Genomic DNA, 24,950 nt, shown 5'->3' on the forward strand with positions numbered 1-24,950 from the left:
GTGCCTGACCCCCTTTAGCGCTTTAGCGCGGTGGGGGTCAGGCACCCTTTAGTTTGTTAAAATTTATAGGTCCAGAATCGTTCGAAGTTGAGCCAGGCCATGGTTGCCGGGTCTTTCTTTTTCAGACCGTCTGCCATGTCAGCCAGCATCAGCTCGGTTTGTGAACGGTGGGCGCGGATGGCATCCAGCTTCTGATCAGCCACAGCGGAGATATCGTGGACAATATCCGCTTCACCGAGTTCTTCTACACAATTTTTAGAAAAGGCTACACAATGCAGCTTTGGCCGCTTTTCAGCAGGCAGCTGGCCAACCGCGCGAATCACGGCTTCACCAGTAGCTTCATGGTCCGGGTGGACAGAGTAGCCAGGGTAAAAGGTGATGATCAAGGATGGGTTCAATTCATTAATCATATCCGATATTTCGGCAGTGAGTTTGTCAGGATCCTCGAACTCGACGGTCTTGTCCCGGTAGCCGAGCATCCTTAGGTCGGAAATGCCAAGGACACGGGCCGCTTCCTTTAATTCGTACCTGCGGATGCTGCGAAGAGTCTCGCGGTTGGCAAAGGGCGGGTTGCCCATATTCCGTCCCATTTCCCCAAGGGTCAGGCAAGCGTAGGTGACAGGCGTTCCCATATTCACGTGTGAGGCAATTGTGCCCGAAACACCGAAGGCCTCATCATCCGGGTGAGGGAATACGACCAATACTTGTTGTTCTTTCTCCATTGTTTTTCCAACTCCTTTCCAGAGTGTTTTTTTGAAGGATCTTTTATGCCGAAAAACATCCCGAGATAAAATTTCGGCAATCATAGGACAAAATCAAATCGAGGGGGCATCTGCCCAGCCTGCTTATTCAAACGGGGTTTCGCTGATCTGCAAAGCGACGGCCAGCTTGCCGCTGAAGTCGTGTCCTGCCAGCAGCAGCCTTCCCTTGTCGTCAATTTCATAATGGGTGATTCCTTCTGCGTAAATCCATCCGAAAGAGATTTTTAATCCTGTGCGAAATGGCCCCGGGCCGGTAATTTTTGCGCGCTCGTATGTAACCTTTGCATTTCGGATATAAGCGCCGGCTGAGAAAAACTGATCATTGTGATGGGAAGCGTATGCTCCATTAGTGGTCTCAAGATGGATATAGACCTCTCTGCCGACAAATTGGTCAAGGGCCTCCTGAACGTCTTTCACGATGACTGGATCCATGGTTAATTCCTCCTTCCTGCCTGGATGCTGTAAATCGTTAGCCAAAAAAGTGAACTCCAGAGCCGGATATCATGGACAGGGCCCTGGAGAATACGTTTATTTTTATGATTTGCGGCCTGCTCCGAAGCGGGTATAAGCTCCGTGCATAACCGGGCCGACAAACTGATTCAGCTTGAAGCCATGTTTGATGGCCTCGCTGACAAAGTCCTTGGCAACCTCAAACGCTTCCTCTGCTGGTTTGCCTTTTGCAAGCTCGGCTGTAATGGCTGCTGCAAATGTGCAGCCTGCGCCGTGTGTATAGGTTGTGTCAAATTTTTCTGATTCGAATAAGCGGAAGTCTTTTCCATCATACAGCAAGTCGACGGCCTTTTCATGGGCAAGCTTGCTTCCGCCCTTGATCATCACATATTTTGCGCCAAGGTCATGTATTTTCGCAGCGGCTTGTTTCATATCGTCCACGTTTTTAATCGGTCCGGTCTGGGCAAGCTGCCAAGCCTCAAACAGGTTTGGAGTAACAACGGTTGCTCTTGGAAGCAAAAGCTCTCTCATGGCGTCCGTGTTTTCCGGCATCAATACCTCATCTTCCCCTTTGCAAACCATAACCGGATCGATGACAACGCGGTCGAGGCGGTGCTCATCGATTTTGCGTGCCGCAAGCTCAATGATATCAACGGAACCGAGCATTCCGGTTTTCATGGCATCAATGCCAACAGATAAAATCGTGCCGAGCTGCTGCTCTACATGCTCAACCGGCTGAGGGAAGACGCCGTGGTGCCAGTCTTCGGGATCCATTGTGACAATGGAGGTCAATGCCGTCATTCCATATACACCAAGCTCCTGGAATGTTTTAAGATCCGCCTGGATTCCGGCACCGCCGCTGGAGTCGGATCCTGCAATTGTGAGCACTTTCTTCATAGTCATATAAAAGCTCCTCCTTGAAGTATATTGAATCTTTCATTAAAGGCCGATGGTCTATTTAATGATTATATCACTGTACAAAGACAAGAAAAAGAATGTTGGCTTTCCTTCTGTGCCCTGCCATGATCGCTTTTACACTTTTACATTTTTTGTTACAAGTTCTGTAATTATGTTATTGCAGACAACAAATCTCCCGCAGGCTATTGATTTAGGTCCGGAATTTTGACCGCCGGGAACAGAGGGACGAACCTGAAGGCTGCCTGTTAGAAAAGAAGGGATTTGCGGCTTTTTGCCGAATGTGTTATAGGATGGTTTAAAAACTCTTGGTACATCCAGAATAAATCAGATGAAGGCTTCATTAGCTATTGCAATATATAATAGGGGCATTTCATGATTTCATGAGATCAGCATGATTTCGTCATTTAAAATTGTTTTGCCAACTAGTTTTATTTTTTAGAAGAGAAGGTGCAGCGATGAAGGCGGGAGCGATTATCTTATCAGGCGGCCGGTCAAGCAGGATGGGGACCAACAAAGCTTTTCTTCCACTTGCGGAAAAGGCCAACATTGAGAGAATCAGGGATGAGCTGTATTCCCTGTTTGACCATATTATTCTCGTTACGAATGAACCCGAAAAGTATGAATTTCTTAAGCTTAAAATGGTAAAGGACGAGCATCCCGGGAAGGGTCCGCTGGCAGGAATCCACGCCGGGCTGAAAGCTTCCGATTACGAAGAAAATATTATCGTGGCCTGTGATATGCCATTTATATCAGCCGAAATTGCCGGGACTCTAGCCAGGAATTTAAAATCCTACGATGCCATTGTACCTGTTATCGGGGGAAGGCAGCATCCACTTTTCGCTGCCTATCAGAAAAGAATCATAAACCAGGCCGAATCCAGACTTAAGCAAGAGGAACTTCGCCTGAAGGATTTTCTGGAAGCGCTTAATGTCCGCTACCTTGGGGAAAGGGACCTAAAAGCCTACAGTGATGCCAATCTGGAGCAAGTATTTTTCAATATGAACCAGCCTGAGGAATATGACAAGGCCAGGAAATGGATCGAAGCAGGAGATTAGCCTTTATACATATTTTAAAAAAAGCAGGGATTTTACAGGAAAGGGGATGAGGGAATGAAATTCTTTAAGGTAAAAACAGTGGAGGAGACCTTTACGTTAATTGAGGAGATGATTCCCGGAATACGCGAGATGGAAACCAGGCCTCTCGAGGATGCCCTGCATTGCATTTTGGCGGAACCAGTTGTGGCGCATGAAAATGTTCCCGCATTTGACCGTTCGACGGTTGATGGATATGCGGTATATGCCAAGGATACCTATGGATCCACCGAATCCATGCCCGGATTTCTGACGGCAGCTGGCGAGGTGAACATGGGAGAAGAGGCAAGCAGGGCTGTTGCACGCGGAGAAGCCATCTATGTACCGACAGGCGGCATGCTTCCTCCTGGAAGCGACAGCGTCCTCATGATTGAGCACTGTGAAGAAATTGGCGGGCTGCTGAATACATATAAACAAATTGCCCCGGGCGAAAACGTCATTCGGGCCGGGGAAGACATCAGGGCTGGCGAACTCCTTCTGGAAGCAGGCATCAGGCTTCGGCCTCAGGAATTAGGTGCCCTTGCTGCCCTGGGGATTACTCATGTGCGGGTGTACAGGGAAATCGTGGCGGCTTATCTGTCTACAGGCGATGAAATTGTTCCATATGAAACAGAAAGGCTGGAGGCTGGACAGGTCCGGGATATCAATTATTTAACCGTTTCCGGCCTGGCACAGGAGTGGGGAATAAAGGTTATCTATGGAGGAATTACTGCTGATGACTATGAGGGTTTCTCCTCGAGGGCCCGTGAATTATTTGAGCAGTCGGACCTGTTAATTTTATCAGGAGGAAGCTCGGTGGGGGCCAAGGACTATACGACAGAAGTGATTCAATCCCTTGGAGACCCCGGGGTATTTGTCCATGGAATTTCTATCAAGCCAGGAAAGCCGACGATTCTTGCAGTGGCGGGAGGGAAGCCGGTGATCGGGCTGCCTGGGCATCCGGCGTCTGCCATGATTATTTTCAGGCTGTTCGGTGAAAGAGTGGCCAGGAAGTTAAAGGGAGAAATTCTTAAGAGCAAGCCGGAAAGGATTTATGCAAGAATGGCTAAAAACATCGCATCCGCTCCGGGCAGGGCTGATTATATCAGAGTAAGCCTGTCCGAAAAGGGTGGCGAATGGTGGGCAGATCCGATTATTGGCAAATCAGGGTTGATTACAACGCTTGTGAAAAGTGACGGGATTGTGGAGATTCTTTCGGAAAAAGAAGGGGTCCTGCAGGGAGATTACGTGCCTGTCATCTTATCGAAATAAGGGGGCAGGAAAATGGCGGAAAAGAGATATCAGCGAAAAATTTACCTCGAGGACAAGCCTCGAAGGGATGCAAAGCAGGAAATCCTGGATGCCTTCCAATTGGCTTCAGAATCAGAGTGGATTCCAACGGGTGACGCACTCGGCAGAATAACAGCACAGGCAGTCTTTGCCAATGTTTCGATGCCTCATTACCACGCCTCGGCAATGGATGGAATCGCCGTTAATGCGGAGGAAACCTACGAAGCCCACGAGCAGAGGCCACTGCGCTTGCGATTGCGGGATCAGTTTGCTTTTGTGGATACTGGAAATGCCATTCCCCCGGGATTTAATGCAGTCATTATGATTGAGCATGTTCATGTGATTGACGATGAGACGATCGAAATTATTGAACCAGCCACACCCTGGCAGCATATCAGGCCGATCGGCGAGGATATTGTCCAGGAGGAAATGCTGTTTCCACAGGGACACAGGCTGAGGCCAGCCGACCTCGGGGCGCTGCTGGCAGCACAGATTACCCGGGTTCAGGTCATGAAGAAACCTCTGGTGACGATCATTCCGACGGGTAATGAGCTGGTTGCAGCAGATGATGCCCTGGCAGCAGGCAAGATTATCGAATTCAATGGAACGGTGTTCGCCAATTACGTTAAAGAGTGGGGAGGGGAACCCAACCTGCATGATATTGTAAAAGACGAGCCTGAAAGCATCAAGGCCGCTCTCCTCCAGGCAGTCGAGTCTTCGGACATCATTGTCATCAATGCAGGTTCTTCTGCTGGTTCAAGGGATTTTACGGTCCACGTTCTGGCGGAACTGGGCACTGTTTTTACCCATGGAGTTGCAACAAGGCCGGGCAAGCCCGTGATACTCGGGAAAATCAACCAGAAAATCGTCGTCGGTGTGCCAGGATATCCTGTATCGGCCTACCTTGCCCTCGAGTGGTTTGTCCGGCCGCTCATCTGCAAGTATCTGCAGATTCCGGAGCCCGAAAGGCAAAAAATGAGCGTAAAGCTTGGCCGCCGAATTGTTTCGACCATGGGGGCGGAGGACTTTGTCAGAGTGAACATCGGCTATGTGAATGGCCAGTATGTTGCCAACCCGCTCACAAGGGCCGCAGGAGTCACCATGTCCCTGGTCCGGGCGGATGGCCTTCTGGTTGTACCGCCGGAGCAGCTTGGATATGAGCAGGGCGATGATGCAGAGGTTGAATTGCTCAGGCCGATTGAAGAAATAAAAAATGCCATTGTCTTTTCCGGAAGCCATGACTTGACGATTGACCTGCTTTCCTCGCAGCTGAAGCAGCAGCGGCACGACATGAAGATCGTTTCCTCCCATGTGGGAAGCATGGCTGGTGTAATGGCTATCCGAAAAGGGGAGGCACACGTTGCAGGGATTCATTTGCTAGATCCGGAGACAAGAGAATATAATATTTCATATGTAAAAAAACTGCTGTCCGCACAAGACGCGGTCCTTTATCCATTTTTAAAACGGACCCAGGGATGGATGGTGCCGAAGGGGAATCCGCTTAAAATTGAACAGATTTCCGATCTGGCCGAAACACAGGCAGATTTTGTGAACAGGCAAAAGGGTGCGGGAACCAGGATTTTGTTCGATCTTCTTTTAAAAGAACAGGGAATTTCGCCTGAACAGATCAAAGGATATGATCGTGAAATGTTTTCGCATCTAAGTGTAGCCGCCGAAGTGAAGGGGAATGAGAAGGCTGCAGGGCTTGGCATTTATCCGGCAGCAAAAGCGATGGGACTTGACTTTGTCCCGGTAGCGGATGAGTCGTATGACCTGCTGATGACAAAAGACTTTTTTGAAAGTGAACAAGGTCGCTGGCTGGTTTCGGTCATTCAATCTCATGATTTTAAAAACGCAGTGGAAAAAATCGGCGGGTATGCAGTCGTCAGCCAATCGGAACCGATTTTTTTTGAAGCAGCTAAATTGAGGTGAACAGATGAATTTTGAAATAGCAAAAGACGCAATTGATATCCAGTCTGTAATCGATAAAGTCGTCCAGCGTGATGCCGGAGCGATTACCACTTTTATTGGAACCGTCAGGGAACTGACAAAAGGGAAAAAAACGCTGTATCTGGTTTATGAGGCCTATGAACCTATGGCTGTGAAAAAGCTCGAACAGATTGGGGCAGAAATCAAGGAGCGCTGGGAAGGGGCGGAGGTGGCCATCACCCATCGGGTAGGAAAGCTTGATATTACCGATGTTGCGGTCGTGATTGCCGTTTCGACGCCTCACCGGGCTGACGCTTATGAAGCGAACCGGTATGCGATTGAACGGATAAAGGAAATCGTCCCCATCTGGAAAAAAGAGCATTGGGAAGACGGCCAGGAATGGATCGGCAATCAGCTCGAAACCGTTGCATATCCAACAGGAAAACCGGAGGAGGCTGATTTAAATGAATAAAATTCTTTTCTTTGCCCATCTGCGCGATGAGGCAGGGGAGGAATCCATCTCCCTGGATGCTGAGGGGAAAACGGTAGAAGAGTTAAAACAGATGGTAGCTGAACAGTACCAGATGAAAAGGCTTGACAGTGTCATGACGGCCATTAATGAGGAGTTTGCTCCCGGGGATGAAGTCATCAAAGCAGGAGATGTCATCGCCTTTATACCACCTGTAAGCGGAGGCTGATGCCTCCTTTTTTACATGCAGGGGTGTCAATTATGTTAGAAGAGGAGAAACAGCAATGAACGATCGATATTCCCGCCAGACGCTTTTTCCTCCGATCGGAAAGCCAGGGCAGGAGAAAATCAGCTCCAAGCATGTAGTGATGATTGGTGCCGGTGCCCTTGGATCCGGAAATGCCGAGGTCCTGGTACGAGCAGGAGTGGGCAGGCTGACCATTATTGACCGTGATTATGTGGAAGGCAGCAATCTGCAGCGCCAGCAGCTGTACACAGAGGAAGATGTGGCGGAAAAACTTCCAAAAGCGGCCGCTGCGGAAAAAAGGCTGAAAGCCATCAATTCTGAGGTTGAAATCAGGGGGATCATCGGGGATGCGACGCCGGAAGTGCTTGCAGAGCTCGCGGAAGGAACCGATTTGATCATTGACTCCACCGATAATTTTGAAACCAGGATGGCCATCAATGATATTGCCCAGAAATATAAAATTCCCTGGATCTATGGAGCGTGTGTGGCCAGCTTTGGTATGAGTTTTACGATCATTCCGGGAGAAACTCCCTGCCTGAATTGCCTTCTCAAGACCATCCCGATTCAAGGGCTGACCTGCGATACAGGAGGAATCATTGGGCCCGCCGTGCAAATGGTCATTGCCCATCAGACAGCGGAGGCATTGAAGGTACTTGTTGAAGATTGGGAAGCGGTCCGGACGTCCTTCGTCAGCTTCGACCTCTGGCGCAACCAGTACAGCAGCATGAAAATGTCCCGTGCCAAAGATCCGCACTGCCTTTCATGCGGGGACCACCCTGAATATCCTTATTTGAACGCCGATTATAGGGCCAAAACCACGATTCTTTGCGGCAGGGATACTGTCCAGATCAGACCTCCGCATCAGAGAGGCGTAAATCTGCAGGAAATGGCAGGCCGAATCAAGGCTCTTGGATATGATGTAAAAGGAAATCCCTATCTGATTTCCGCCGAGATGGGGCCAAACCGATTTGTCTTATTCCAGGATGGACGCGCCCTCATTCACGGAACGAAAGATACAGCTCAAGCGAAAAGCCTTTATAATCGCCTGTTAGGGTAAAAAAATCCCCTCTGCCTGTGGCGGCAGAGGGGATTTTCTGGGTTCCTTACTAGTTCAGTTCGTTCGTGGCGACAAGGACGAGACGGCCTTTGTCGAGCTCAACCTCATACTGGTCTGCTTCCTGCTTGGATAATCCGAGTGATTCGAATTTGGAACGCAGCTCGTCTCCCCGGGATTTGAAAATATTGCCGATTGAGTCAAAGAGTCCCTGTTCCTTAATCCCCATATCACCTGTCTCGGTTGCCTCGGTCAAATGCTCGCTCCGATCCTGGCTGTGGGCAAAAATATAAATATTTTCTTTGGTGAATCCTTGTGTCTCCAGCAAATTAATTTGTTCTGTCGCCTGGACACCATTTTCTACTACATGTACTGTCAACATTTAGAATTCCTCCTTCAGCTTACATCTGCATCTATATCCAAAGGAAATCCCTCATCTGAGGTTTCCTGTTATACTTTTATATAGCCTTGAAGCAGCGGGAATAAACATCTATCTTTGTCCGTCAGGTGAGCGTTCCCTATAAGGATAAGGGGTAGTGTAATAGAAAAAAAGAATGGGAAGGATGATAATGTGGATAGAGAGAACCTGAATAACCACTGGGCGGGGCTCCTTAAAGAAGAAATGATGAAACCTTATTTTAGGGAGCTGGAGGAGTTTTTACAAAAGGAGTACGCAGAAAAGACGATTTATCCTAAGCAGGAGGATATTTTCAATGCTTTAAGATATACAGATTATGAGGATGTAAAAGTAGTTCTGCTTGGACAAGATCCTTACCATGGGCCGGGGCAGGCACACGGGCTCAGCTTTTCAGTGAAACCAGGGGTGAAGATCCCGCCTTCCCTGAGAAATGTTTTTAAGGAGCTGAAGGCGGACCTTGGCTGTTCAATCCCGGATCATGGCTATCTCGTAAAATGGGCCGAGCAAGGAGTCCTGTTGTTAAATACGGTGCTCACCGTCCGGGAGGGGGAAGCAAACTCCCATAAAGGCAAGGGATGGGAAACCTTCACAGACAAAGTCATTTCCATTTTGAATGAACGTGAAAAGCCGGTTATTTTTCTGCTTTGGGGAAAGCCGGCACAATCTAAATTAAAATTGATTGACAAAAACAGGCATCCCGTCATCACGTCTCCGCACCCAAGCCCATTGTCAGCAAGCCGGGGTTTCTTTGGCAGCAAGCCGTTTTCGCGGATCAATGAGTATCTTAAGAATCACGGGGAAGATGAAATAGATTGGCAGATTGAGAATCGGGAGGGCCAGTGACCAGTTGGAAAGGCATGGAACTTCCTCGACATGTTTCACGTGGAACAGACAATAATGAAGCAGGGATGTCGCTTTTTAAAATAAACGGGCTAAATTCGAAAAAACAGATGAATTCATGTAAAATAAAAGCGAAATGACAGACAGAGGAATTTCAGTATTAAAGTGTGGTGAGCATATGAGTATATCTCTTCAAAAGCTGCTGGCAAAGATGGATGCCGAACTGAAGGAGGCAAAGAGTGCCGGCACAGAGTCTGTTCTCAGAGAGAGGATTCACTCTCTCAAGACTCTTTGTGAATTAGTGCTGGATGAGCCGCAAAAAGCAGAAGAAAGAAGGTTTTCCGGAAGTGTGAACCCTGGGCTGCAGGCACCGGCTCCTCAAGTTCAGCCTCTCCAGGTGCCATTTCAGCCTCAGCAGCCTCCGGCGGCTTCCATGCCGGTACAGACAAAACGGCTGGAAATGGAAGATGACGCAAATGGGGAGTCACTGTTTGATTTTTAGAACCATTACTGATGGGCATTTTTAAAAGGGAGAGGAACAAAATGAAACTATTTATTATTATCGGTGCCATCAATGCCTTTCTTTCTGTCGCATTGGGGGCATTCGGGGCTCATGGTCTGGAAGGAAGAGTGGAGCCAAAATATCTGGAAACATGGAAAACGGGAGTGACTTACCAGATGTTTCACGCTACCGGGCTTCTCCTGATCGGCATTCTGCTGGGAAGGCTTCCGGCTACAGCTTTGTTAAATTGGTCGGGCTGGCTTATGCTGATTGGCATTATTCTGTTTTCAGGCAGCCTGTACGTCCTGACTCTGACAAAAATCAGTGTTCTTGGTGCCATTACGCCACTTGGCGGCGTTTCATTTCTCGCAGCCTGGATATTGCTGATCATTGCAGCAGTAAAATATCTATAAAAATGGAGCCCTGCTATTGGTACAGGGCTCCATTTTTTAATTGCCGCGAATCAGCATCCCTTTTTGGGAACTTTTACTACGGGGTTGTAATCTCTGAAATGATGTTCCCAAGTCCACAAAAAAAGCGGCATGGCCGCTTTTTCTATGATAATGTCCTATCTTGGCGGGTAGCTTGCCAGGCCTGCTCCCGCTCCGCCTGCAAATGGATAGTCATACTCAATTTCTTCTTCAAATGTCACATAATCCAGGTACACCATCAGCAGCAAATAACGCATGCCTGTCTGTGGATCGCTAAGAATCAAATGGTCCCTTCCGGCCGCCTCAATAATTCCTTTAAAGACTTTTGAATTCCATTCTCTGCTGCCTTCAAAGCTCATATAAACGGTGACCAGCTTCCCTTTATTAAGTCTGAGTATATTTTCTACATAGGATTCTTCGGATGGAAGCATTCCCGGCACTTCAACACCCTGATAGCCGCCAGTTCCACCCATGCCGCCGGGCATACCACCCATCATGCCACCCATGCCGCCGCTCATGCCACCAATGCCGCCGTTCATGCCGCCCATCTGCTGAGATGTATCCTGGCCGCCTCCCTGGCTGTATGGATAGCCCATTTGAGAGCCGCTATATCCTCCCGGCGGCTGCTGCTGCTGACCGGCAGCATATGGCATATAGGCTTGCGGATAGGTCCGATAATTGTAGTAAGGATAGTTTGATTGACTCATTTTTTTCCCTCCTAAAAGAAATAGTAAAGACTTTCGGGCAAGCTAAAATCTGTCCCGAGAAGAGGAAGTCTAACTAGTTCATTCTTATGAGGGATGAAAAGATTTATGACAAAAAGAAAAGCTGGTCTCCTGTCCACTGTTATCCCGTACAATAAAAAACACCCGGCATCTTTACCGGGTGTGAAAGGGAAGAGATTAATTCACATGTAGGAACGCAGATACGCTGTCCTCAGAAAGGAGATTACCTACAAAGAACGAGCCAAACTCGCCATAACGTGCGCTGACTTCGTCAAAACGCATTTCATAGACTAGCTTTTTGAATTGAAGAACATCGTCGGCAAACAAGGTAACTCCCCATTCATAATCATCAAAGCCGACAGAACCAGTAATGATCTGCTTCACTTTTCCTGCGTATTGGCGGCCAATCATACCATGGCTGTACATCAGCTTCTTGCGGTCTTCCATCGGAAGCATGTACCAATTGTCATTGCCCTGGCGGCGCTTGTCCATAGGATAGAAACAAACGTGGTTTGATTTTGGAAGCTTCGGATAAAGCCGTGCACGGACATGAGGATTCTGGTATGGATCTTCTCCATCCGACAGATAATTGCTCAGCTCCACAACGGAAACATAGGAATGAGCCGGAACTGTAAATTCAGCCAGCTTTGTCTTGTTGAACTCCGTTTCAATCTCATTCAGTTCCTGCATGGTAGGGCGGAGGATCATCATCATAAAATCGGCCTTTTGTCCGACGATTGTATAAAGGGCATGGCTGCCTTTGTCCTCATTCTGTGTGCTGTCCCACTTCTCCAGAAGTCCAAGGAATTCATGGATGGCCGCCTGGCGTTCGTCGCTAGGGAGCATTTTCCATGTAGTCCAGTCCACTGTGCGGAAATCATGCAAACAATACCAGCCATCAAGTGTTTTTGCTGCTTCGCTCATTTATCTCACTCCTATACATTCATAAACATCACCACAACTATACCATAGTTTCTCCATCCATCATGAGTCTAAAACTTCGGAGGGGACATTCTTGTTTAGGCTGAGAGGAAAAAGGATATTTTGTTAAAGGAATGCAGATATTATGTTCGACGGAGCTTTATTTTTATAAATATTTAAAAAACAAAGACTTTTCATCTGTAAACGCCAACAATCTTGTGTTTTGTGCCTGGTAAAGTATGCTAAAGATATAGAGTCTTAAGGAGGATCAATTATGAGTGATTTATTTACAAGCCTTAAAGAAAAAGTGAGCGGACAGAACTTGCGAATCGTTTTCCCGGAAGGACTGGATGAGCGGATTCTCTCAGCAGCTAGCCGTCTTGCAGCAGATGGAGTGCTGACTCCGATTTTAATCGGGAATATCGAGGAAATTCAGGCAAAAGCAAGCAGCATGGACGTAGCGCTTGATGCAGTTGAAATCTATGATCCGAAAAATTTTGCGATGATGGACGAGCTGGTCGCTTCTTTCGTTGAAAGACGAAAAGGCAAAGCAACCGAGGAGCAGGCACGCCAGGCCCTTCTAGATGAAAACTACTTTGGCACCATGCTTGTTTATGCAAACCGTGCCGATGGTCTGGTAAGCGGTGCAGCACATTCAACAGCTGATACGGTAAGACCAGCACTGCAAATCATCAAAACAAAGGAAGGCGTTCGCAAAACTTCCGGAGTTTTCATTATGGTAAGGGAAGATGAGAAGTACGTGTTTGCCGACTGTGCCATCAATATTGCCCCAGACAGCCAGGATTTGGCGGAAATTGCAATCGAGGGTGCGAAGACGGCAAGAATGTTCGATATCGAGCCTCGCGTTGCCATGCTTAGCTTCTCAACCAAGGGATCTGCTGTTTCCCCGGAAACAGAAAGAGTATCCAAGGCTGTTGAAGAAGCAAAGCTGCGTGACCCGCTTCTTGTCATTGACGGAGAATTCCAGTTTGATGCAGCATTCGTTCCATCCGTAGCACAGAAGAAAGCTCCAGATTCCCCGCTTCAGGGCGATGCAAACGTATTTGTATTCCCAAGTCTTGAAGCCGGAAACATTGGCTATAAAATTGCTCAGCGTCTTGGAAACTTTGAGGCTGTCGGACCAATCCTGCAAGGCCTTAACGCCCCGGTGAATGATCTGTCCCGCGGCTGCGACGAAGAAGACGTTTATAAGCTTGCATTGATAACAGCGGCGCAGGCACTGACAAAATAAGATACGCAGAACAGCGTCCTAAATAATGGGGCGCTGTTTTTTTATGGGGGAAAATGTCTGTATTAGGTGGGGGGCTGAAGGCCAGCTTTTTCTCCAGCGATATAGGTATGCTCCAGCATAAGCTCATTTTTCTTCCGGATAAAGCGAGTTTTCTCACGCATAAATGAACTTCCGCGAATATTAATTAAGTGTCTGGTTAAGAGCCGGATTGGATGCATGCCCAGATGGAATTTTTAATAACAGGAATGGTAATGAAAATGTGCCTTCTCCATTACAAAAGGGATGTATGCAGGAGAAGTCCGCAAACCAACAGCGATTAGCTATTAGGGAGATGGTAGGTTAGGAGGGTACTACAAGCCCTCGTGCGTTCAAATAAGCGGGAAGAAGTAACTTAGGGGAGTTCTACGAGCCCACGGGCGGTGAAACAAGAGTGAGAAGGTAAGGTAGGAGAGTTCTACAAGCCATCGTGCAATCAAATAAGAGGGAGAAGGTCACGTAGAAGGGTTCTACAAGCCCATGGGCAATCAAATAAGGGGGAGAAGGTAAGATAGAAGGTTCCTACGAGCCCGCGGGTGTTCAAATAAGAGGGAGAAGGTCACGTAGAAGAGTTCTACGAGCCCTTGGGCAATCAAATAAGAGGGAGAAGGTCACGTAGAAGGGTTCTACAAGCCCACGGGCAATCAAATAAGGGGGAGAAGGTCACGTAGAAGGGTTCTACGAGCCCATGGGCAATCAAATAAGGAGGAAAAGGTAAGATAGAAGGTTCCTACGAGCCCGCGGGTGTTCAAATAAGAGGGAGAAGGTCACGTAGAAGAGTTCTACGAGCCCTTGGGCAATCAAACAAGAGAGAGAAGGTCACGTAGAAGGATTCTACAAGCCCATGGGCAATCAAATAAGAGAGAGAAGGTCACGTAGAAGGGTTCTACAAGCCCATGGGCAATCAAATAAGGGGGAGAAGGTCACGTAGAAGGGTTCTACAAGCCCATGGGCAATCAAATAAGGGGGAGAAGGTAACCAAGAAAGGTTTTACGAAGCCCGTCCCCCGGGGCTGCCAGCAAAAGCCCGGGCTGCCCTGCATCCATGCGCAAATAATCCTAACTCTCGATTCCCCATTCCGCACCCAGCCTGCCCCTTTATATAAAGGTCCCCCAATATGCTATAATACCGTGGTAAATGTTATTTTAAAGGAGTATTTGACATATGGATGAGGCGCTGAAATTATTAAGTCAGGATACGTGGAGGCTGCTGGATCAGTCTGCCATTGGGCCGCATTTTCATGCTCTGCAGTCGTTTGCGACGGATGATACGCTTTGCGCTTCGGTTGGCTCAGGGGATTCCCCCGCCGCTGCGAGGGCCTGGGTTCATCACAATACGGTGGTGCTGGGCATCCAGGATACAAAGCTGCCATACTTGCAGCGGGGCCTGGATTACTTAGAACAAAAAGGATTTCAATACATTGTCAGGAATTCCGGCGGACTGGCTGTTGTCCTGGATGAAGGAGTGCTCAATCTTACGCTGGTTCTGCCAGAGTCGGAAAAGGGCATTGACATCAATCGTGGATATGATGCCATGTGGCTGATGATTCAAGATATGTTTGGAGATTTGGATCTGGAAATTGATGCAAGAGAAATTGTCGGATCTTATTGCCCCGGAAGCTATGACTTAAGCATCGGGGGAAAGAAGTTTGCCGGTATCTCGCAGCGCCGCCTGAAAAAAGGGGTAGCGGTCCAGATCTATCTTTGTGTAACGGGAAGCGGCAGCGAACGTGCTGAAATGATCAGGGAATTTTATCGCCGGGCCAAAGACGGGGAAGAGACCAAGTTTCAGTATCCTGATATCAGGCCCGAGGTGATGTCGTCTCTCTCGGAGCTCCTTGGAATGCCTATTACCGTTCAGGATGTGATGCTCCGTTTCCTTACCTTTTTAAGCAAGAACAGCTCTCATATTGCCTCAGGGCAGTTAACCCCGAAGGAATTCGAGCTGTTCAGTCAATATTATGAGCGGGTCATCGAACGAAACAGCCGGTTTCTGGACCAATAACTCCTCTCATAAAAAAACAAGCCGTAAAACCTCGGGGGTAATACGGCTTGCCTTGTTAAGGGGATAGGGCGCTTTAGGTCTTGCGCTAATTTGCTAATTAACTAGAGAAAGGTTATTCAGCAACTTTTTCAAGATTGCCATTTCGGTCCATTTTAAACTTGGTGGCCGGTCTTTCTTCTTCTTCAAACAGGACTAGCTTGCGGGCACGATTCATGATTTTCATCAGTGTCTCGTAATCTTCCTGCATGGTAAAGGTATTCTGCTCCAGCTTTTTCACTTTTTCTTTTAATTCTTCATTTTCTTTCCTTAAGCCGTGGATTTCACGCTTCAATCTTTCATTCTCACTTTTGTAGATATCTGCATGGAAGTTCGTGTTATTTAAATTCTGGAGATAGGCGATTACATGGCCAAGTGTCAGTCCTGTTGATACGCGGCTTTGCTGCGTCATTGGCGCTGGGTTGTAAGTTCTTGCCATTTCTTTTTGAACCGTGGTCTCCACTTCTGTTTCTTCTTGTATAGTTGATTCAGAGACTTCTGCTGTTTCCGCTTGAGATTCGGAGACTACTTCGGTTTCAGATTCGGAGGAAGGCTCTGAAGGACTGTCATCTATATCCGGTGAATCGTTGAATAGCATGGATTCCTGCAGCTCCTGCAGCCCCTGTAATCCAAAGGCATCCTGCAGCTCCAGCGAGTTCATTGTTTGAAATGCTTCCATAGAATCAGGCTGAGCCATTTCAGTCAGTTCCACCGATGTTTCCATCAATTCAGAAGGTGGCATTCCAATATCGTCAATGGTAGGTACAGGAGGGGAATACAGCAATTTTTTCTTGCCGCTCTGATCCTTCCCTAGGATTCTCTGTCTCTGCTTACGCTGCTTTTTTGCAAGCTGCAGGGCTTTTTCATATCGGTGGCGGACAACCGCATTCCATCTGAAGCCGCAGGCGGCAGAGGTGCGGTCGAGCTTGTCGCCAACCTCCTCAAAGGCATTTAATTGTGTGCTGCCTTCCCTGACGTGCCTCAGCACCGTTTCGGCAAGCAGCAGATCGTTTTCATCTGTCCAGGCATCCTGGCGTACTTTCATTTTCTTCAGCTCCCTTAAAAATTTCTTTCATGTATGAAGATCTAGTCCAAGCTTGCCCTGATTTTAAAAGGTTTATACATTCTGGATTGAAAGGATAGTAGATTTTTTCCATTTTTCATAGAAAGGTCCCATGTTGCATTCACGGGGCATAAGAGGTAAAATACCTGTTAGTGAAAATAGACATGTATCTTTTATATAGAAAGGGTTGTCCTTAATGGCAAACGAATTTCGTGTTTGCGACGATTGCCAGGCCGTAAACATTAAAACACTCGTCCCCCGCCTCCAGAAAAAAGACCCTGATGCCAAAATTGAAATTGGCTGCCAGTCTTACTGCGGGCCGGGCAGGAAAAAAACATTCGCTTTCGTTAATAATCGGCCAGTTGCAGCTTTGACCGAGGATGAACTGATGGAAAAAATCGATAAAAAGCTGAAATAAAGTCATCTTTAAGGCACCACTTAAAGGTGGCTTTTTTATTGAGTGTCATTACTCTATAAGTTTGCTAAAATTTCCAGCCCAATGGTGGCGCGGGTTTGCGGAACTGTCGAAGAAGATTGTAGAAATTTGCAGGATTTCGGGATGATTTGGCGAATAAAAGGGGCTATAATAGTAACATGTTAAACAAGGAGAAGGAAAACTATGGAATATTCGGCGGAAAAATTAAATGAAGAGAAGGTTTTTAAAGATCCTGTTCACCGCTATATCCATGTCCAGGACAGGGTGATCTGGGATCTGGTGGGGACGAAGGAATTCCAGCGGCTGCGCCGGGTCAAACAGCTGGGAACCACCTATTTGACCTTTCATGGCGCCGAACACAGCCGGTTTAACCATTCACTTGGCGTCTACGAGATTGTCCGCCGGATTGTCGATAATGTATTCGACGGACGTCCAGAGTGGAACCAGGAAGAGAGGCTCCTCAGCCTTTGTGCGGCTTTGCTGCATGATTTGGGCCATGGACCGTTTTCCCATTCGTTCGAGAAAGTATTTGATCTGGACCATGAGAATTTTACAAGGGCCATCATTCTTGGGGACACTGAGGTCAATCAGGTACTATCCCGCATTTCGGCTGATTTTCCCAAAAAAGTGGCGGAGGTCATTGCGAAGACCTATGGAAACAAGCTGGTGGTCAGCCTGATCTCCAGCCAGATTGATGCGGACCGGATGGACTATCTCCAGAGAGATGCCTATTTTACCGGTGTCAGCTATGGCCATTTTGATATGGAACGGATTCTTCGGGTGATGCGCCCCAAAGAGGATCAGGTGGTGTTCAAACATAGCGGCATGCACGCAGTGGAGGACTATATTATGAGCCGGTACCAGATGTACTGGCAAATTTATTTCCACCCGGTCACGCGAAGCGCGGAAGTGATCTTGACCAAAATTCTTCACCGAGCAAAGCATCTCCATGAGCAAGGCTATTCCTTCAAGCATATGCCGCTCCATTTTTACTCATTGTTTAAAGGCAGTGTTACGCTGGAAGACTATCTAAAATTGGACGAAGGCATCTTCCTCTATTATTTTCAGATGTGGGAGGAAGAAGAGGATCCCATTCTAAAGGACCTCTGCAGCCGATTCATCAACCGGAATCTGTTCAAGTATGTCGAATTCGACCCTGCCAAGGAGTATAAAAAGCTGGCGAGGCTGTCGGTCCTGTTCGAAAAAGCAGGCATTGACCCGGAATATTACCTTGTTGTCGATTCATCTTCGGACCTGCCGTATGACTTTTACCGTCCGGGTGAAGAAGAGGAACGCCTGCCGATCCATCTTCTCAGGAAGAACGGCGAGCTGCGAGAACTATCCAGAGAATCAGAGATTGTGGACGCCATTTCGGGGAAAAGGCGGACAGACCATAAATTATATTATCCTGCGGACTTGATTTTGAAGGATCGGAAAGAACATGAAGAAATCATCAAGCTGCTTGAGCTTTAGGCTTCTGCCCGGACAGGAAAGCCGGCTGACAATAGAGGATACAGGAACACTTGAAACAGGAGTTGACGAGTTTTGTTAAAAGACCATGCTAAAATCATTCATGCTATTGCGCTTTCGGGTGAAGTCATTGGACGGAAGAAGCTGCAAAAAATGATTTATATCGCCAAGAAGATGGATTTTCCTTTTCAGGAACGGTTTCAGTTCCATTTTTACGGACCTTATTCCGAGGAACTGACACTAAGGGTGGAGGAGCTGTGCAATATGGGCTTCCTCAACGAAGTGAAAGAGAAAAAAGGCGGCTATTATCAATACCGCTACACACTGACGGAAGCGGGCCAGGAGTTTCTCGGCATGAATGCCATCGAAATGCCCAGGCTTGGCGATTGCCTGACCGACATCAATACGCAGAATGCCAGATTCCTTGAACTCGTCTCTACTGTTTTATATTTTGATAATCTCCCAGACGACGAGGTCAGGGAAAAGATTCAGACGGTGAAGAAAAGCCAGAAATACACCGATGAAGAAATCGATGCTGCATATGAATATATAGAATCTTTGAAGGGGAGAGCCGTGCAGTAGGCGCGCTCTTCTTTTTTTAGTGGATCTCGATTTGTTCGTCCTTTGTAAAAATAAACCAGCTATTAGGAATAAACGGGGCGTAATCAGGAATAAATAGAAGTCAATCAGGAATAAACTGAACGTAATCAGGAATAAGTGTTGGGCACCAATTACATACCTAAAAAGAAGCTGGCCGAGGGTCAGCTTCTTTCCCGATTATTCGTCACTCAGCCGCTTTCCGGCAACAGCGTAGTGGTTTTTGCTCATTTCTTCGATAAAAACAACAACTTTGTCTTTGGATGCGCCGGTTGTTTCCACAACGGCATCCGTTACTTTTTCAACAAGGGCTTTTTTCTGCTCTTCATTGCGTCCTTCAAGCATTTTTACCGTAACATATGGCATGGTTTCATCCTCCTGCTATGTTTCTCGACAACATCGTCTGTCATCAAGTTGAGTTTTCCATACTTTCAATAAATGTGCAAGCTTTCCTTTTTTCCCTTTCAAATAAGAATAAGGTATACTTGAAGCATCTAATAAAAGGAGACTAGAATGTGGGTCTTGCTTACTCTTTAGAAACTATTCCGTATGTTGCCGCTGCGCTGATTATTGCTTTTTCGGTCCATGAATTTGCGCATGCATTCGTGGCCTACAAGTTTGGCGATGACACTGCTGCGAGGCAGGGCCGTTTAACTTTGAATCCCATGAAGCATCTTGATCCGCTGGGAACGATTTTAATCTTTATAGCCGGTTTTGGCTGGGCAAGGCCTGTTCCTGTCAACCGCTTCTTTTTTAAAAATCCGCGCCTTGCCGGAGTGCTGGTGTCGGTAGCCGGTCCTGTCAGCAACCTTTTGATGGTTATCCTGGCGTATCTCCTTTTTTACGGCTTGGGCGCAGCCGGTCTCGCTTCTGGCATTCCAGAGTTTTTAATCACTTTTTTGGACCATTTTATCTGGTTGAATTTAGTGCTATTTGTGTTCAACTTGCTGCCATTTCCGCCGCTTGACGGGTACAGGATTATCGAGGACCTGGCACCGGCAGATGTGCGGGCAAAAATGACCCAGTATGAAAATTACGGGGCGCTGATCTTTTTGATCGTTGTCATTACGCCGCTGGACCAATACACGATCCAGCCGATTTTTAATACGGTGCTTCCGTTTCTGTACGGATCACTGAATGAGTTCTTCTCTCAATTGTTTTTAAGCTAGGAGGTCGCTGTAATGGAAGAAAAGAAGAAAAAGAATATTGGCTTTAATATTATCAAACCAGACCCGATGGACGGGCATAAGGGCTTCGGGAAAGGAAGCTTGTCACTGGATAATGTGTCTCCGGTCATCATTGACGTCGAGGCGGGAGAGGCTCAAGTGGATGTAGGGGCGATGCATGCCCGCAGCACGGTGGAAAAAGGGATTAAATTCCTTCCGAACCGCGATGAAGTACCTGATGCAAAACCCTATTGGCTGGTCTGGGTCACAATTGACCGGGCTGAAGCAGGACCGTATTACGCTGGTGTAACGGCATGCGAAATGACGGTCAACAGGGAAATCCGCCGCGGCTATAAGGTATTGCCGGAGCATGTAAACAGGCTTGACAAGTCCATTAAACGCCACATCATTGTTGAGCATATGGATGAAAAGTCCAAACAAATTCTTGCTGATTTCCTTAAAAATCATGACGAAGGAATGTGGGAACGGTCGGCTCAGGAACTGAAGGCAGGATTGGATGCCGGCTAAGTTAAGAAATGTGTCTAAAATGTGAAAGTTTTCTGAATTTAGTGGTCTATCTTGCCCAAAACCACGAGAAACTGTAAACTAATAACAGCGTTGGACACGCGTTATACTAGGACACGAAAAACCCCGAACTGGACATTCGGGGTTTTTCATATTGGGGAGAAGAATTTAACTTCCCCAAATTCGTTTGTACCAAGGCTGCTTTTCGTGTTTTTCCTCATGCTTTTTCTCTTTGTGAAGCGGCTCCTCTTCGTCCAGATGGTCGGTGCAGTAATCCTGAGGCTCGGTCCCTGCCTTGAAATAGGTCAGCCGCTTGATTGGGCAGTCATCTGTTGCCAGCTTCCCATTTTCAGGATTTACATAAACCGCAACCGTCCCTTTTCCTTTTTTAAATTTTTTGCGAGGCTCATCTTCGAGTGCCTTTTCCATAAAATCGAGCCAGACGTTTTTGCTTATGGACTTTTCTGCTGTCAGCTCGATTGGCTTTCCTTTGTCATATCCTGTCCAGACGGCGGTAACGAGCTGTGGGGCAAACCCGACCATCCAGCTGTCTGTTTCGGTGGAACCGGATTTTCCTGCATAGGGCCGCGTCATTTCATCGGCCATGGAGCTTCCTGTGACGGACGAGTAGCCATTCAGTTTTTTATCGAACATTCCAGTCATCATATGGGTCATGACGGAGGCCAGCTCAGGCTGCAGCACCGGTTCACCTTTTTCATCATGTTCATAAATGACTTCACCGCTGTGATCTTCAACCCTGTGAATCAGGACAGGGGCCACCTTCTCCCCGCCATTGGCAAGGATGCTGTAGGCGCCTGCCATTTCAATCACCCTTACTCCCGAGGTCCCAAGGGCCAGGGAAGGAACCTCATCCATTTTCGACGTGATCCCGAACCTTTCCGCTGTCTCAATCAGCGTTTCTTCCCCAAGGAATAAGTGGGTCTTTACCGCGTAGACATTGTCGGACAAGGCAAGGGCCTGGGCCATGGTAATCTCTCCGTCCGCATATTTATTGTTAAAATTATGCGGAGTGTATTCTTCATTTCCATCGTCAAAACGGAAAGTGGTCAGTTCACTTTTCATCGTGGTGGAGGGAGTGAATCCCTGCTCGAGAGCAGCATAGTAAAGCAGCGGCTTCAAGGTGGAACCTGGCTGGCGAACCGCCTGGACGGCCCTGTTAAACGGGCTATCTTCATAATTTCTTCCTCCGACCAAGGCTTTCACATGGCCGTTTTTCGGATCCATTGCAACCAGCCCGGCCTGAATGTCTGTCTCGTTGGATATATGATTGGCAACCGCTTCTTCCGCAAGCTTTTGCTGCTTTAAATCAAGAGTAGTATAAACCTTTAACCCGCCGAGCTCGATCGTTCTGTCATCCAGCTGCAGGGTGTTTTTCAAAGCATTTTTAACGGCGTCCAGAAAATAGGGCGCCTGCCCAAGATCACCTGTTGGATGTTCGCCGACAAGTTCTAGCTCCTGGGATGCCGCGCTCTTTGCTTCCTTTTTGCTGATATAGCCTTTTGATTCCATTGCATTCAGGATGATTTGCTGCCGGCCGGATGCCTTTTCCATTGAGGCAAACGGGGAGTAAATGCCTGGCCCCTTTGGAATTCCGGCAAGCATGGCTGATTCAGCCAGGGACAGGTCACGTGCATCCTTTCCATAATAGTACTGGCTCGCTGCCTGGACCCCATATGCGCCATTTCCGTAATAAATTGTATTTAAATAACCTTCAAGAATTTCATTTTTAGAATAGTTCATTTCCAGCCTGATCGTATAAAAGGCCTCTGCTGCTTTCCGCTTCCAGGTTTTATCGTGTTCCAGATAGAGGTTGCGGGCGTACTGCTGGGTGATGGTGCTGGCTCCCTGAACCTTTGCCATTGCTTTGATATCAGCAAGCGCCGCCCCGGCAATCCGTTTATAGTCAAAGCCGCTGTGCCCATAAAAGTTCCTGTCCTCAATGGAAAGGGTGGCCTTCACCAGGTCAGGGGAGATATCTTTGAGCGGAACCCAATAACGTTTCTGTCCGCTGTCACTTTCACCGAACACCTTGCCGTCATCCGTCAGGAACAAGGTGGACTGGGGCACGGCAAGCGGGGGAGGGCCAAGGATTTTGGCATAGCCCAGCACTGAAAAATAGGCAAGCATCAGGACGGTGAGGCACATCGTTCCGATAAAAAACAGGGCTCGAAAAATTTTAACGGTCTTGCGGAACCTCTGGTCTGTCATTAGCTCCATGCATATTTCCCCCTATTGAAATCTAGTTATTAGCCATTATGGAAAAAGCGTGCGGCTTTTAAACCTGCAGGGGAATCTTTTCTCGATTTCGTGTACCTTCCATAACTTAACATTGACATTTTCAGGAGGGTCAAAAAAATTCTTGCATTTTCTCTGGATTCCACTATACTTTTCCTGTTGTTTGCAAATAGATTGAGCGTTTGTAATTGACATCTTGGGGAAAAGTAAAAATATTGTCCAATGACGCAAATCCTTGGAAAAGTCCAAAACAGAAAGGATGAAAATAAAATGGGTCTTTGGTTTACAGAAAAACAAACAGATAATTTCGGGATTACCATGAAGGTCAATCAAACGTTACATACAGAACAAACAGAATTCCAAAAGCTTGATATGGTTGAAACAGAAGAGTGGGGGAATATGCTTCTTCTGGATGGCATGGTCATGACGTCCGTCAAAGATGAGTTCGTCTATCATGAAATGGTCGCGCATGTCCCATTGTTCACACATCCAAACCCGGAAAATATCCTGGTTGTCGGCGGCGGGGACGGAGGAGTGATTCGCGAAGTCCTTAAGCACCCAAGCGTGAAAAAAGCAACGCTGGTGGATATCGACGGCAAGGTCATTGAATACTCAAAGAAGTTTCTTCCGGAAATTGCCGGCAAGCTTGATGATCCTCGCGTAGAAGTGAAGGTCGCTGACGGCTTCATGCACATCGCTGAGAGCGAAAATGAGTATGATGTCATCATGGTGGACTCCACGGAGCCAGTCGGTCCGGCGGTGAACCTGTTTACGAGAGGGTTTTATGCCGGAATCTCCAAGGCATTAAAAGAGGACGGCATTTTTGTTGCCCAGTCGGACAACCCCTGGTTCAAGGCCGACCTGATCCGCAATGTTCAAAAAGATGTAAAGGAAATTTTCCCGATTACGCGCCTTTACATTGCCAACATCCCAACCTACCCAAGCGGCATGTGGGCATTCACGATCGGTTCCAAGAAGCATGATCCGCTTGAGGTAAGCGAGGACCGCTTCCATGACATCGAGACAAAGTACTATACAAAAGAGCTTCATAAAGCAGCGTTTGTGCTGCCTAAATTTGTTGGTGACCTTGTAAAATAAGTCAGAAGACAAAGACAAACAAACTTCCGCTGAAGGAAGCATATTACAGGCCGGCCAATACAGGTCGGCCTGAAATCCTTAAATTAAGACCAAAGAGAGAGGGTTATTAGCCATGCGTTTTGATGAAGCCTATTCAGGCAATGTATTTATTGGGACTAATTCAGATTTTCCAGAAAGCAGGGTTGTGCTCTACGGGATGCCGATGGACTGGACGGTAAGCTACCGCCCCGGATCCCGGTTTGGCCCGGCGCGCATTCGTGAAGTATCAATCGGACTTGAGGAATACAGTGCCTATCTTGACCGCGAGCTCCATGAGGTGAAATATTTTGATGCTGGAGATATTCCGCTGCCTTTTGGAAACCCGCAGCGCAGCCTTGATATCATTGAAGACTTCGTTACCAAGCTTTTAGCAGAGGACAAATTCCCTCTTGGAATGGGCGGGGAGCATCTTGTGTCTTGGCCGGTCATGAAGGCCATGGCTGCTAAATACAAGGATCTGGCTATCATCCATATGGATGCCCATACCGATTTGCGCGAGCATTATGAGGGCGAGCCGCTCTCACACTCCACCCCAATCCGTAAAATTGCGGAATTGATCGGGCCGGAAAATGTATTTTCCTTTGGCATTCGTTCAGGCATGAAGGAAGAGTTTGAATGGGCGAAAAATGCAGGCATGCATATTTCCAAGTTTGAAGTTCTCGAGCCGCTGAAAGAAATCCTTCCAAAGCTTGCAGGGCGTCCGGTCTATGTAACAATCGACATTGATGTACTCGATCCGGCTCATGCGCCTGGGACTGGCACGGTGGATGCTGGCGGCATCACCTCGAAGGAGCTGCTGGCGTCCATCCATGAGATTGCCCGTTCTGAAATCAATGTAGTGGGTGCCGATCTTGTCGAGGTTGCTCCAATCTATGATCAGTCTGAACAGACGGCAAACACAGCAAGCAAGCTCATTCGCGAAATGCTTTTGGGATTTGTAAAATAGG

Annotated in this window: 27 protein-coding genes; 18 read left to right on the top strand and 9 right to left on the bottom strand. The window is 47.6% G+C overall.

Annotation, left to right across the window (positions count from 1 at the left end; translation table 11 throughout):
* Window positions 1–56: 56 nt before the first annotated feature.
* The 3 genes from bshB2 to pdxK all read right to left on the bottom strand — a co-directional run bounded on the left by bshB2 (window position 57) and on the right by pdxK (window position 2,114).
* On the bottom strand, window positions 57–722 hold the full coding sequence (gene bshB2 / locus EV146_RS15580; protein ID WP_121610492.1) for a bacillithiol biosynthesis deacetylase BshB2: 666 nt from the start codon (window positions 720–722) through the stop codon (window positions 57–59).
* Window positions 723–845: 123 nt separating this feature from the next.
* Window positions 846–1,193 (bottom strand): YojF family protein, encoded by a 348-nt coding sequence (locus EV146_RS15585; RefSeq protein ID WP_132008493.1) that lies wholly within the window; start codon window positions 1,191–1,193, stop codon window positions 846–848.
* Between the two features lie 102 nt (window positions 1,194–1,295).
* Window positions 1,296–2,114 carry a pyridoxine/pyridoxal/pyridoxamine kinase gene (gene pdxK, locus EV146_RS15590; protein WP_121610494.1) on the bottom strand — a complete coding sequence of 273 codons (819 nt, stop codon included), beginning with the start codon at window positions 2,112–2,114 and terminating at the stop codon, window positions 1,296–1,298.
* Between the two features lie 470 nt (window positions 2,115–2,584).
* Here pdxK and mobA point away from each other — a divergent pair, with 470 nt between their 5' ends.
* Genes mobA through EV146_RS15620 form a run of 6 tightly spaced genes read left to right on the top strand, consistent with a single transcriptional unit; the run spans window position 2,585 to window position 8,191 of the window.
* Window positions 2,585–3,184, top strand: coding sequence for a molybdenum cofactor guanylyltransferase (gene mobA, locus EV146_RS15595; protein WP_132007946.1), 600 nt, complete (start codon window positions 2,585–2,587; stop codon window positions 3,182–3,184).
* A 54-nt stretch (window positions 3,185–3,238) separates the two neighbouring features.
* Complete coding sequence (locus tag EV146_RS15600) at window positions 3,239–4,471, top strand: molybdopterin molybdotransferase MoeA (protein ID WP_132007949.1); 1,233 nt, start codon at window positions 3,239–3,241, stop codon at window positions 4,469–4,471.
* Window positions 4,472–4,483: 12 nt separating this feature from the next.
* The gene (locus EV146_RS15605; protein WP_132007952.1) at window positions 4,484–6,421 is read left to right on the top strand and encodes a molybdopterin biosynthesis protein; all 1,938 of its coding nucleotides are present in this window, start codon (window positions 4,484–4,486) and stop codon (window positions 6,419–6,421) included.
* Window positions 6,422–6,425: 4 nt separating this feature from the next.
* Complete coding sequence (locus EV146_RS15610) at window positions 6,426–6,890, top strand: molybdenum cofactor biosynthesis protein MoaE (RefSeq protein WP_132007955.1); 465 nt, start codon at window positions 6,426–6,428, stop codon at window positions 6,888–6,890.
* Window positions 6,883–7,116, top strand: coding sequence for a molybdopterin converting factor subunit 1 (gene moaD, locus EV146_RS15615; RefSeq protein ID WP_121610499.1), 234 nt, complete (start codon window positions 6,883–6,885; stop codon window positions 7,114–7,116). Before EV146_RS15610 ends, moaD begins: the two co-directional genes overlap by 8 nt.
* 55 nt (window positions 7,117–7,171) lie before the next feature.
* Complete coding sequence (locus tag EV146_RS15620; protein ID WP_132007958.1) at window positions 7,172–8,191, top strand: thiazole biosynthesis adenylyltransferase ThiF; 1,020 nt, start codon at window positions 7,172–7,174, stop codon at window positions 8,189–8,191.
* A gap of 49 nt (window positions 8,192–8,240) precedes the next feature.
* Here EV146_RS15620 and EV146_RS15625 read toward each other — a convergent pair whose 3' ends face one another.
* Window positions 8,241–8,570: a YflT domain-containing protein gene (locus tag EV146_RS15625; RefSeq protein WP_121610501.1), complete on the bottom strand. Its 330-nt coding sequence runs from the start codon at window positions 8,568–8,570 to the stop codon at window positions 8,241–8,243.
* Window positions 8,571–8,759: 189 nt separating this feature from the next.
* Here EV146_RS15625 and EV146_RS15630 point away from each other — a divergent pair, with 189 nt between their 5' ends.
* The 3 genes from EV146_RS15630 (at window position 8,760) to EV146_RS15640 (ending at window position 10,361) form a co-directional block, all read left to right on the top strand.
* Window positions 8,760–9,449, top strand: a complete 690-nt coding sequence (locus tag EV146_RS15630) for a uracil-DNA glycosylase (RefSeq protein WP_132007961.1) — start codon at window positions 8,760–8,762, stop codon at window positions 9,447–9,449.
* A 175-nt stretch (window positions 9,450–9,624) separates the two neighbouring features.
* On the top strand, window positions 9,625–9,948 hold the full coding sequence (locus tag EV146_RS15635) for a YwdI family protein (RefSeq protein ID WP_132007964.1): 324 nt from the start codon (window positions 9,625–9,627) through the stop codon (window positions 9,946–9,948).
* 41 nt (window positions 9,949–9,989) lie between these two features.
* The gene (locus tag EV146_RS15640; protein WP_121610503.1) at window positions 9,990–10,361 is read left to right on the top strand and encodes a DUF423 domain-containing protein; all 372 of its coding nucleotides are present in this window, start codon (window positions 9,990–9,992) and stop codon (window positions 10,359–10,361) included.
* Between the two features lie 155 nt (window positions 10,362–10,516).
* Here the strand turns inward: EV146_RS15640 and gerQ are convergent, their stop codons facing one another.
* Both gerQ and hemQ read right to left on the bottom strand, forming a co-directional pair.
* On the bottom strand, window positions 10,517–11,086 hold the full coding sequence (gene gerQ, locus EV146_RS15645) for a spore coat protein GerQ (RefSeq protein WP_132007967.1): 570 nt from the start codon (window positions 11,084–11,086) through the stop codon (window positions 10,517–10,519).
* Between the two features lie 195 nt (window positions 11,087–11,281).
* A complete protein-coding gene (hemQ, locus tag EV146_RS15650; protein WP_132007970.1) occupies window positions 11,282–12,028 on the bottom strand; it encodes a hydrogen peroxide-dependent heme synthase in 747 nt (248 codons plus the stop codon).
* 271 nt (window positions 12,029–12,299) lie between these two features.
* Between hemQ and pta the strand changes: the two genes are divergently transcribed.
* Both pta and lipL read left to right on the top strand, forming a co-directional pair.
* The gene (gene pta, locus EV146_RS15655; protein WP_121610506.1) at window positions 12,300–13,277 is read left to right on the top strand and encodes a phosphate acetyltransferase; all 978 of its coding nucleotides are present in this window, start codon (window positions 12,300–12,302) and stop codon (window positions 13,275–13,277) included.
* 1,200 nt (window positions 13,278–14,477) lie between these two features.
* The gene (lipL, locus tag EV146_RS15660) at window positions 14,478–15,317 is read left to right on the top strand and encodes an octanoyl-[GcvH]:protein N-octanoyltransferase (protein ID WP_121610507.1); all 840 of its coding nucleotides are present in this window, start codon (window positions 14,478–14,480) and stop codon (window positions 15,315–15,317) included.
* 112 nt (window positions 15,318–15,429) lie between these two features.
* Here the strand turns inward: lipL and EV146_RS28175 are convergent, their stop codons facing one another.
* Entirely contained in the window at window positions 15,430–16,398 is a 969-nt protein-coding gene (locus EV146_RS28175; protein WP_132007973.1) for an RsfA family transcriptional regulator, read from the bottom strand.
* Between the two features lie 214 nt (window positions 16,399–16,612).
* Between EV146_RS28175 and EV146_RS15670 the strand changes: the two genes are divergently transcribed.
* The 3 genes from EV146_RS15670 (at window position 16,613) to EV146_RS15680 (ending at window position 18,904) form a co-directional block, all read left to right on the top strand.
* Entirely contained in the window at window positions 16,613–16,834 is a 222-nt protein-coding gene (locus EV146_RS15670) for a YuzB family protein (protein WP_121610509.1), read from the top strand.
* A gap of 201 nt (window positions 16,835–17,035) precedes the next feature.
* Window positions 17,036–18,325, top strand: coding sequence for an HD domain-containing protein (locus tag EV146_RS15675; protein ID WP_132007976.1), 1,290 nt, complete (start codon window positions 17,036–17,038; stop codon window positions 18,323–18,325).
* Window positions 18,326–18,397: 72 nt separating this feature from the next.
* Window positions 18,398–18,904: a YwgA family protein gene (locus EV146_RS15680; protein ID WP_132007979.1), complete on the top strand. Its 507-nt coding sequence runs from the start codon at window positions 18,398–18,400 to the stop codon at window positions 18,902–18,904.
* 195 nt (window positions 18,905–19,099) lie between these two features.
* Here EV146_RS15680 and EV146_RS15685 read toward each other — a convergent pair whose 3' ends face one another.
* Window positions 19,100–19,285, bottom strand: a complete 186-nt coding sequence (locus EV146_RS15685) for a 2-hydroxymuconate tautomerase (protein ID WP_121610512.1) — start codon at window positions 19,283–19,285, stop codon at window positions 19,100–19,102.
* 149 nt (window positions 19,286–19,434) lie between these two features.
* Here EV146_RS15685 and EV146_RS15690 point away from each other — a divergent pair, with 149 nt between their 5' ends.
* Together EV146_RS15690 and EV146_RS15695 are read left to right on the top strand one after the other, a co-directional pair.
* Entirely contained in the window at window positions 19,435–20,088 is a 654-nt protein-coding gene (locus tag EV146_RS15690; protein ID WP_132007982.1) for a site-2 protease family protein, read from the top strand.
* A gap of 12 nt (window positions 20,089–20,100) precedes the next feature.
* Window positions 20,101–20,613 (top strand): YwhD family protein, encoded by a 513-nt coding sequence (locus EV146_RS15695; protein ID WP_132007985.1) that lies wholly within the window; start codon window positions 20,101–20,103, stop codon window positions 20,611–20,613.
* A 165-nt stretch (window positions 20,614–20,778) separates the two neighbouring features.
* On the opposite strand, the gene EV146_RS15700 is transcribed toward EV146_RS15695, so the two are convergent.
* The gene (locus EV146_RS15700) at window positions 20,779–22,848 is read right to left on the bottom strand and encodes a transglycosylase domain-containing protein (protein WP_132007989.1); all 2,070 of its coding nucleotides are present in this window, start codon (window positions 22,846–22,848) and stop codon (window positions 20,779–20,781) included.
* A gap of 288 nt (window positions 22,849–23,136) precedes the next feature.
* Between EV146_RS15700 and speE the strand changes: the two genes are divergently transcribed.
* Both speE and speB read left to right on the top strand, forming a co-directional pair.
* Window positions 23,137–23,964: a spermidine synthase gene (gene speE, locus EV146_RS15705; protein ID WP_121613835.1), complete on the top strand. Its 828-nt coding sequence runs from the start codon at window positions 23,137–23,139 to the stop codon at window positions 23,962–23,964.
* 112 nt (window positions 23,965–24,076) lie between these two features.
* Window positions 24,077–24,949: an agmatinase gene (speB, locus tag EV146_RS15710; RefSeq protein ID WP_121610516.1), complete on the top strand. Its 873-nt coding sequence runs from the start codon at window positions 24,077–24,079 to the stop codon at window positions 24,947–24,949.
* The last annotated feature ends 1 nt before the right edge of the window (window position 24,950 follow it).

The organism is Mesobacillus foraminis, from assembly GCF_004340465.1.
GTDB classification, from domain to species: Bacteria; Bacillota; Bacilli; order Bacillales; family Cytobacillaceae; genus Mesobacillus_B; species Mesobacillus_B foraminis.

Coding starts and splice junctions, on each gene's coding strand:
- bshB2 (WP_121610492.1), bottom strand. CDS start 722: ATGGAGAAAGAACAACAAGTATTGGTCGTATTCCCTCACCCGGATGAT.
- EV146_RS15585 (WP_132008493.1), bottom strand. CDS start 1,193: ATGGATCCAGTCATCGTGAAAGACGTTCAGGAGGCCCTTGACCAATTT.
- pdxK (WP_121610494.1), bottom strand. CDS start 2,114: ATGACTATGAAGAAAGTGCTCACAATTGCAGGATCCGACTCCAGCGGC.
- mobA (WP_132007946.1), top strand. CDS start 2,585: ATGAAGGCGGGAGCGATTATCTTATCAGGCGGCCGGTCAAGCAGGATG.
- EV146_RS15600 (WP_132007949.1), top strand. CDS start 3,239: ATGAAATTCTTTAAGGTAAAAACAGTGGAGGAGACCTTTACGTTAATT.
- EV146_RS15605 (WP_132007952.1), top strand. CDS start 4,484: ATGGCGGAAAAGAGATATCAGCGAAAAATTTACCTCGAGGACAAGCCT.
- EV146_RS15610 (WP_132007955.1), top strand. CDS start 6,426: ATGAATTTTGAAATAGCAAAAGACGCAATTGATATCCAGTCTGTAATC.
- moaD (WP_121610499.1), top strand. CDS start 6,883: ATGAATAAAATTCTTTTCTTTGCCCATCTGCGCGATGAGGCAGGGGAG.
- EV146_RS15620 (WP_132007958.1), top strand. CDS start 7,172: ATGAACGATCGATATTCCCGCCAGACGCTTTTTCCTCCGATCGGAAAG.
- EV146_RS15625 (WP_121610501.1), bottom strand. CDS start 8,570: ATGTTGACAGTACATGTAGTAGAAAATGGTGTCCAGGCGACAGAACAA.
- EV146_RS15635 (WP_132007964.1), top strand. CDS start 9,625: ATGAGTATATCTCTTCAAAAGCTGCTGGCAAAGATGGATGCCGAACTG.
- EV146_RS15640 (WP_121610503.1), top strand. CDS start 9,990: ATGAAACTATTTATTATTATCGGTGCCATCAATGCCTTTCTTTCTGTC.
- gerQ (WP_132007967.1), bottom strand. CDS start 11,086: ATGAGTCAATCAAACTATCCTTACTACAATTATCGGACCTATCCGCAA.
- hemQ (WP_132007970.1), bottom strand. CDS start 12,028: ATGAGCGAAGCAGCAAAAACACTTGATGGCTGGTATTGTTTGCATGAT.
- pta (WP_121610506.1), top strand. CDS start 12,300: ATGAGTGATTTATTTACAAGCCTTAAAGAAAAAGTGAGCGGACAGAAC.
- lipL (WP_121610507.1), top strand. CDS start 14,478: ATGGATGAGGCGCTGAAATTATTAAGTCAGGATACGTGGAGGCTGCTG.
- EV146_RS28175 (WP_132007973.1), bottom strand. CDS start 16,398: ATGAAAGTACGCCAGGATGCCTGGACAGATGAAAACGATCTGCTGCTT.
- EV146_RS15670 (WP_121610509.1), top strand. CDS start 16,613: ATGGCAAACGAATTTCGTGTTTGCGACGATTGCCAGGCCGTAAACATT.
- EV146_RS15675 (WP_132007976.1), top strand. CDS start 17,036: ATGGAATATTCGGCGGAAAAATTAAATGAAGAGAAGGTTTTTAAAGAT.
- EV146_RS15685 (WP_121610512.1), bottom strand. CDS start 19,285: ATGCCATATGTTACGGTAAAAATGCTTGAAGGACGCAATGAAGAGCAG.
- EV146_RS15695 (WP_132007985.1), top strand. CDS start 20,101: ATGGAAGAAAAGAAGAAAAAGAATATTGGCTTTAATATTATCAAACCA.
- EV146_RS15700 (WP_132007989.1), bottom strand. CDS start 22,848: ATGGAGCTAATGACAGACCAGAGGTTCCGCAAGACCGTTAAAATTTTT.
- speE (WP_121613835.1), top strand. CDS start 23,137: ATGGGTCTTTGGTTTACAGAAAAACAAACAGATAATTTCGGGATTACC.
- speB (WP_121610516.1), top strand. CDS start 24,077: ATGCGTTTTGATGAAGCCTATTCAGGCAATGTATTTATTGGGACTAAT.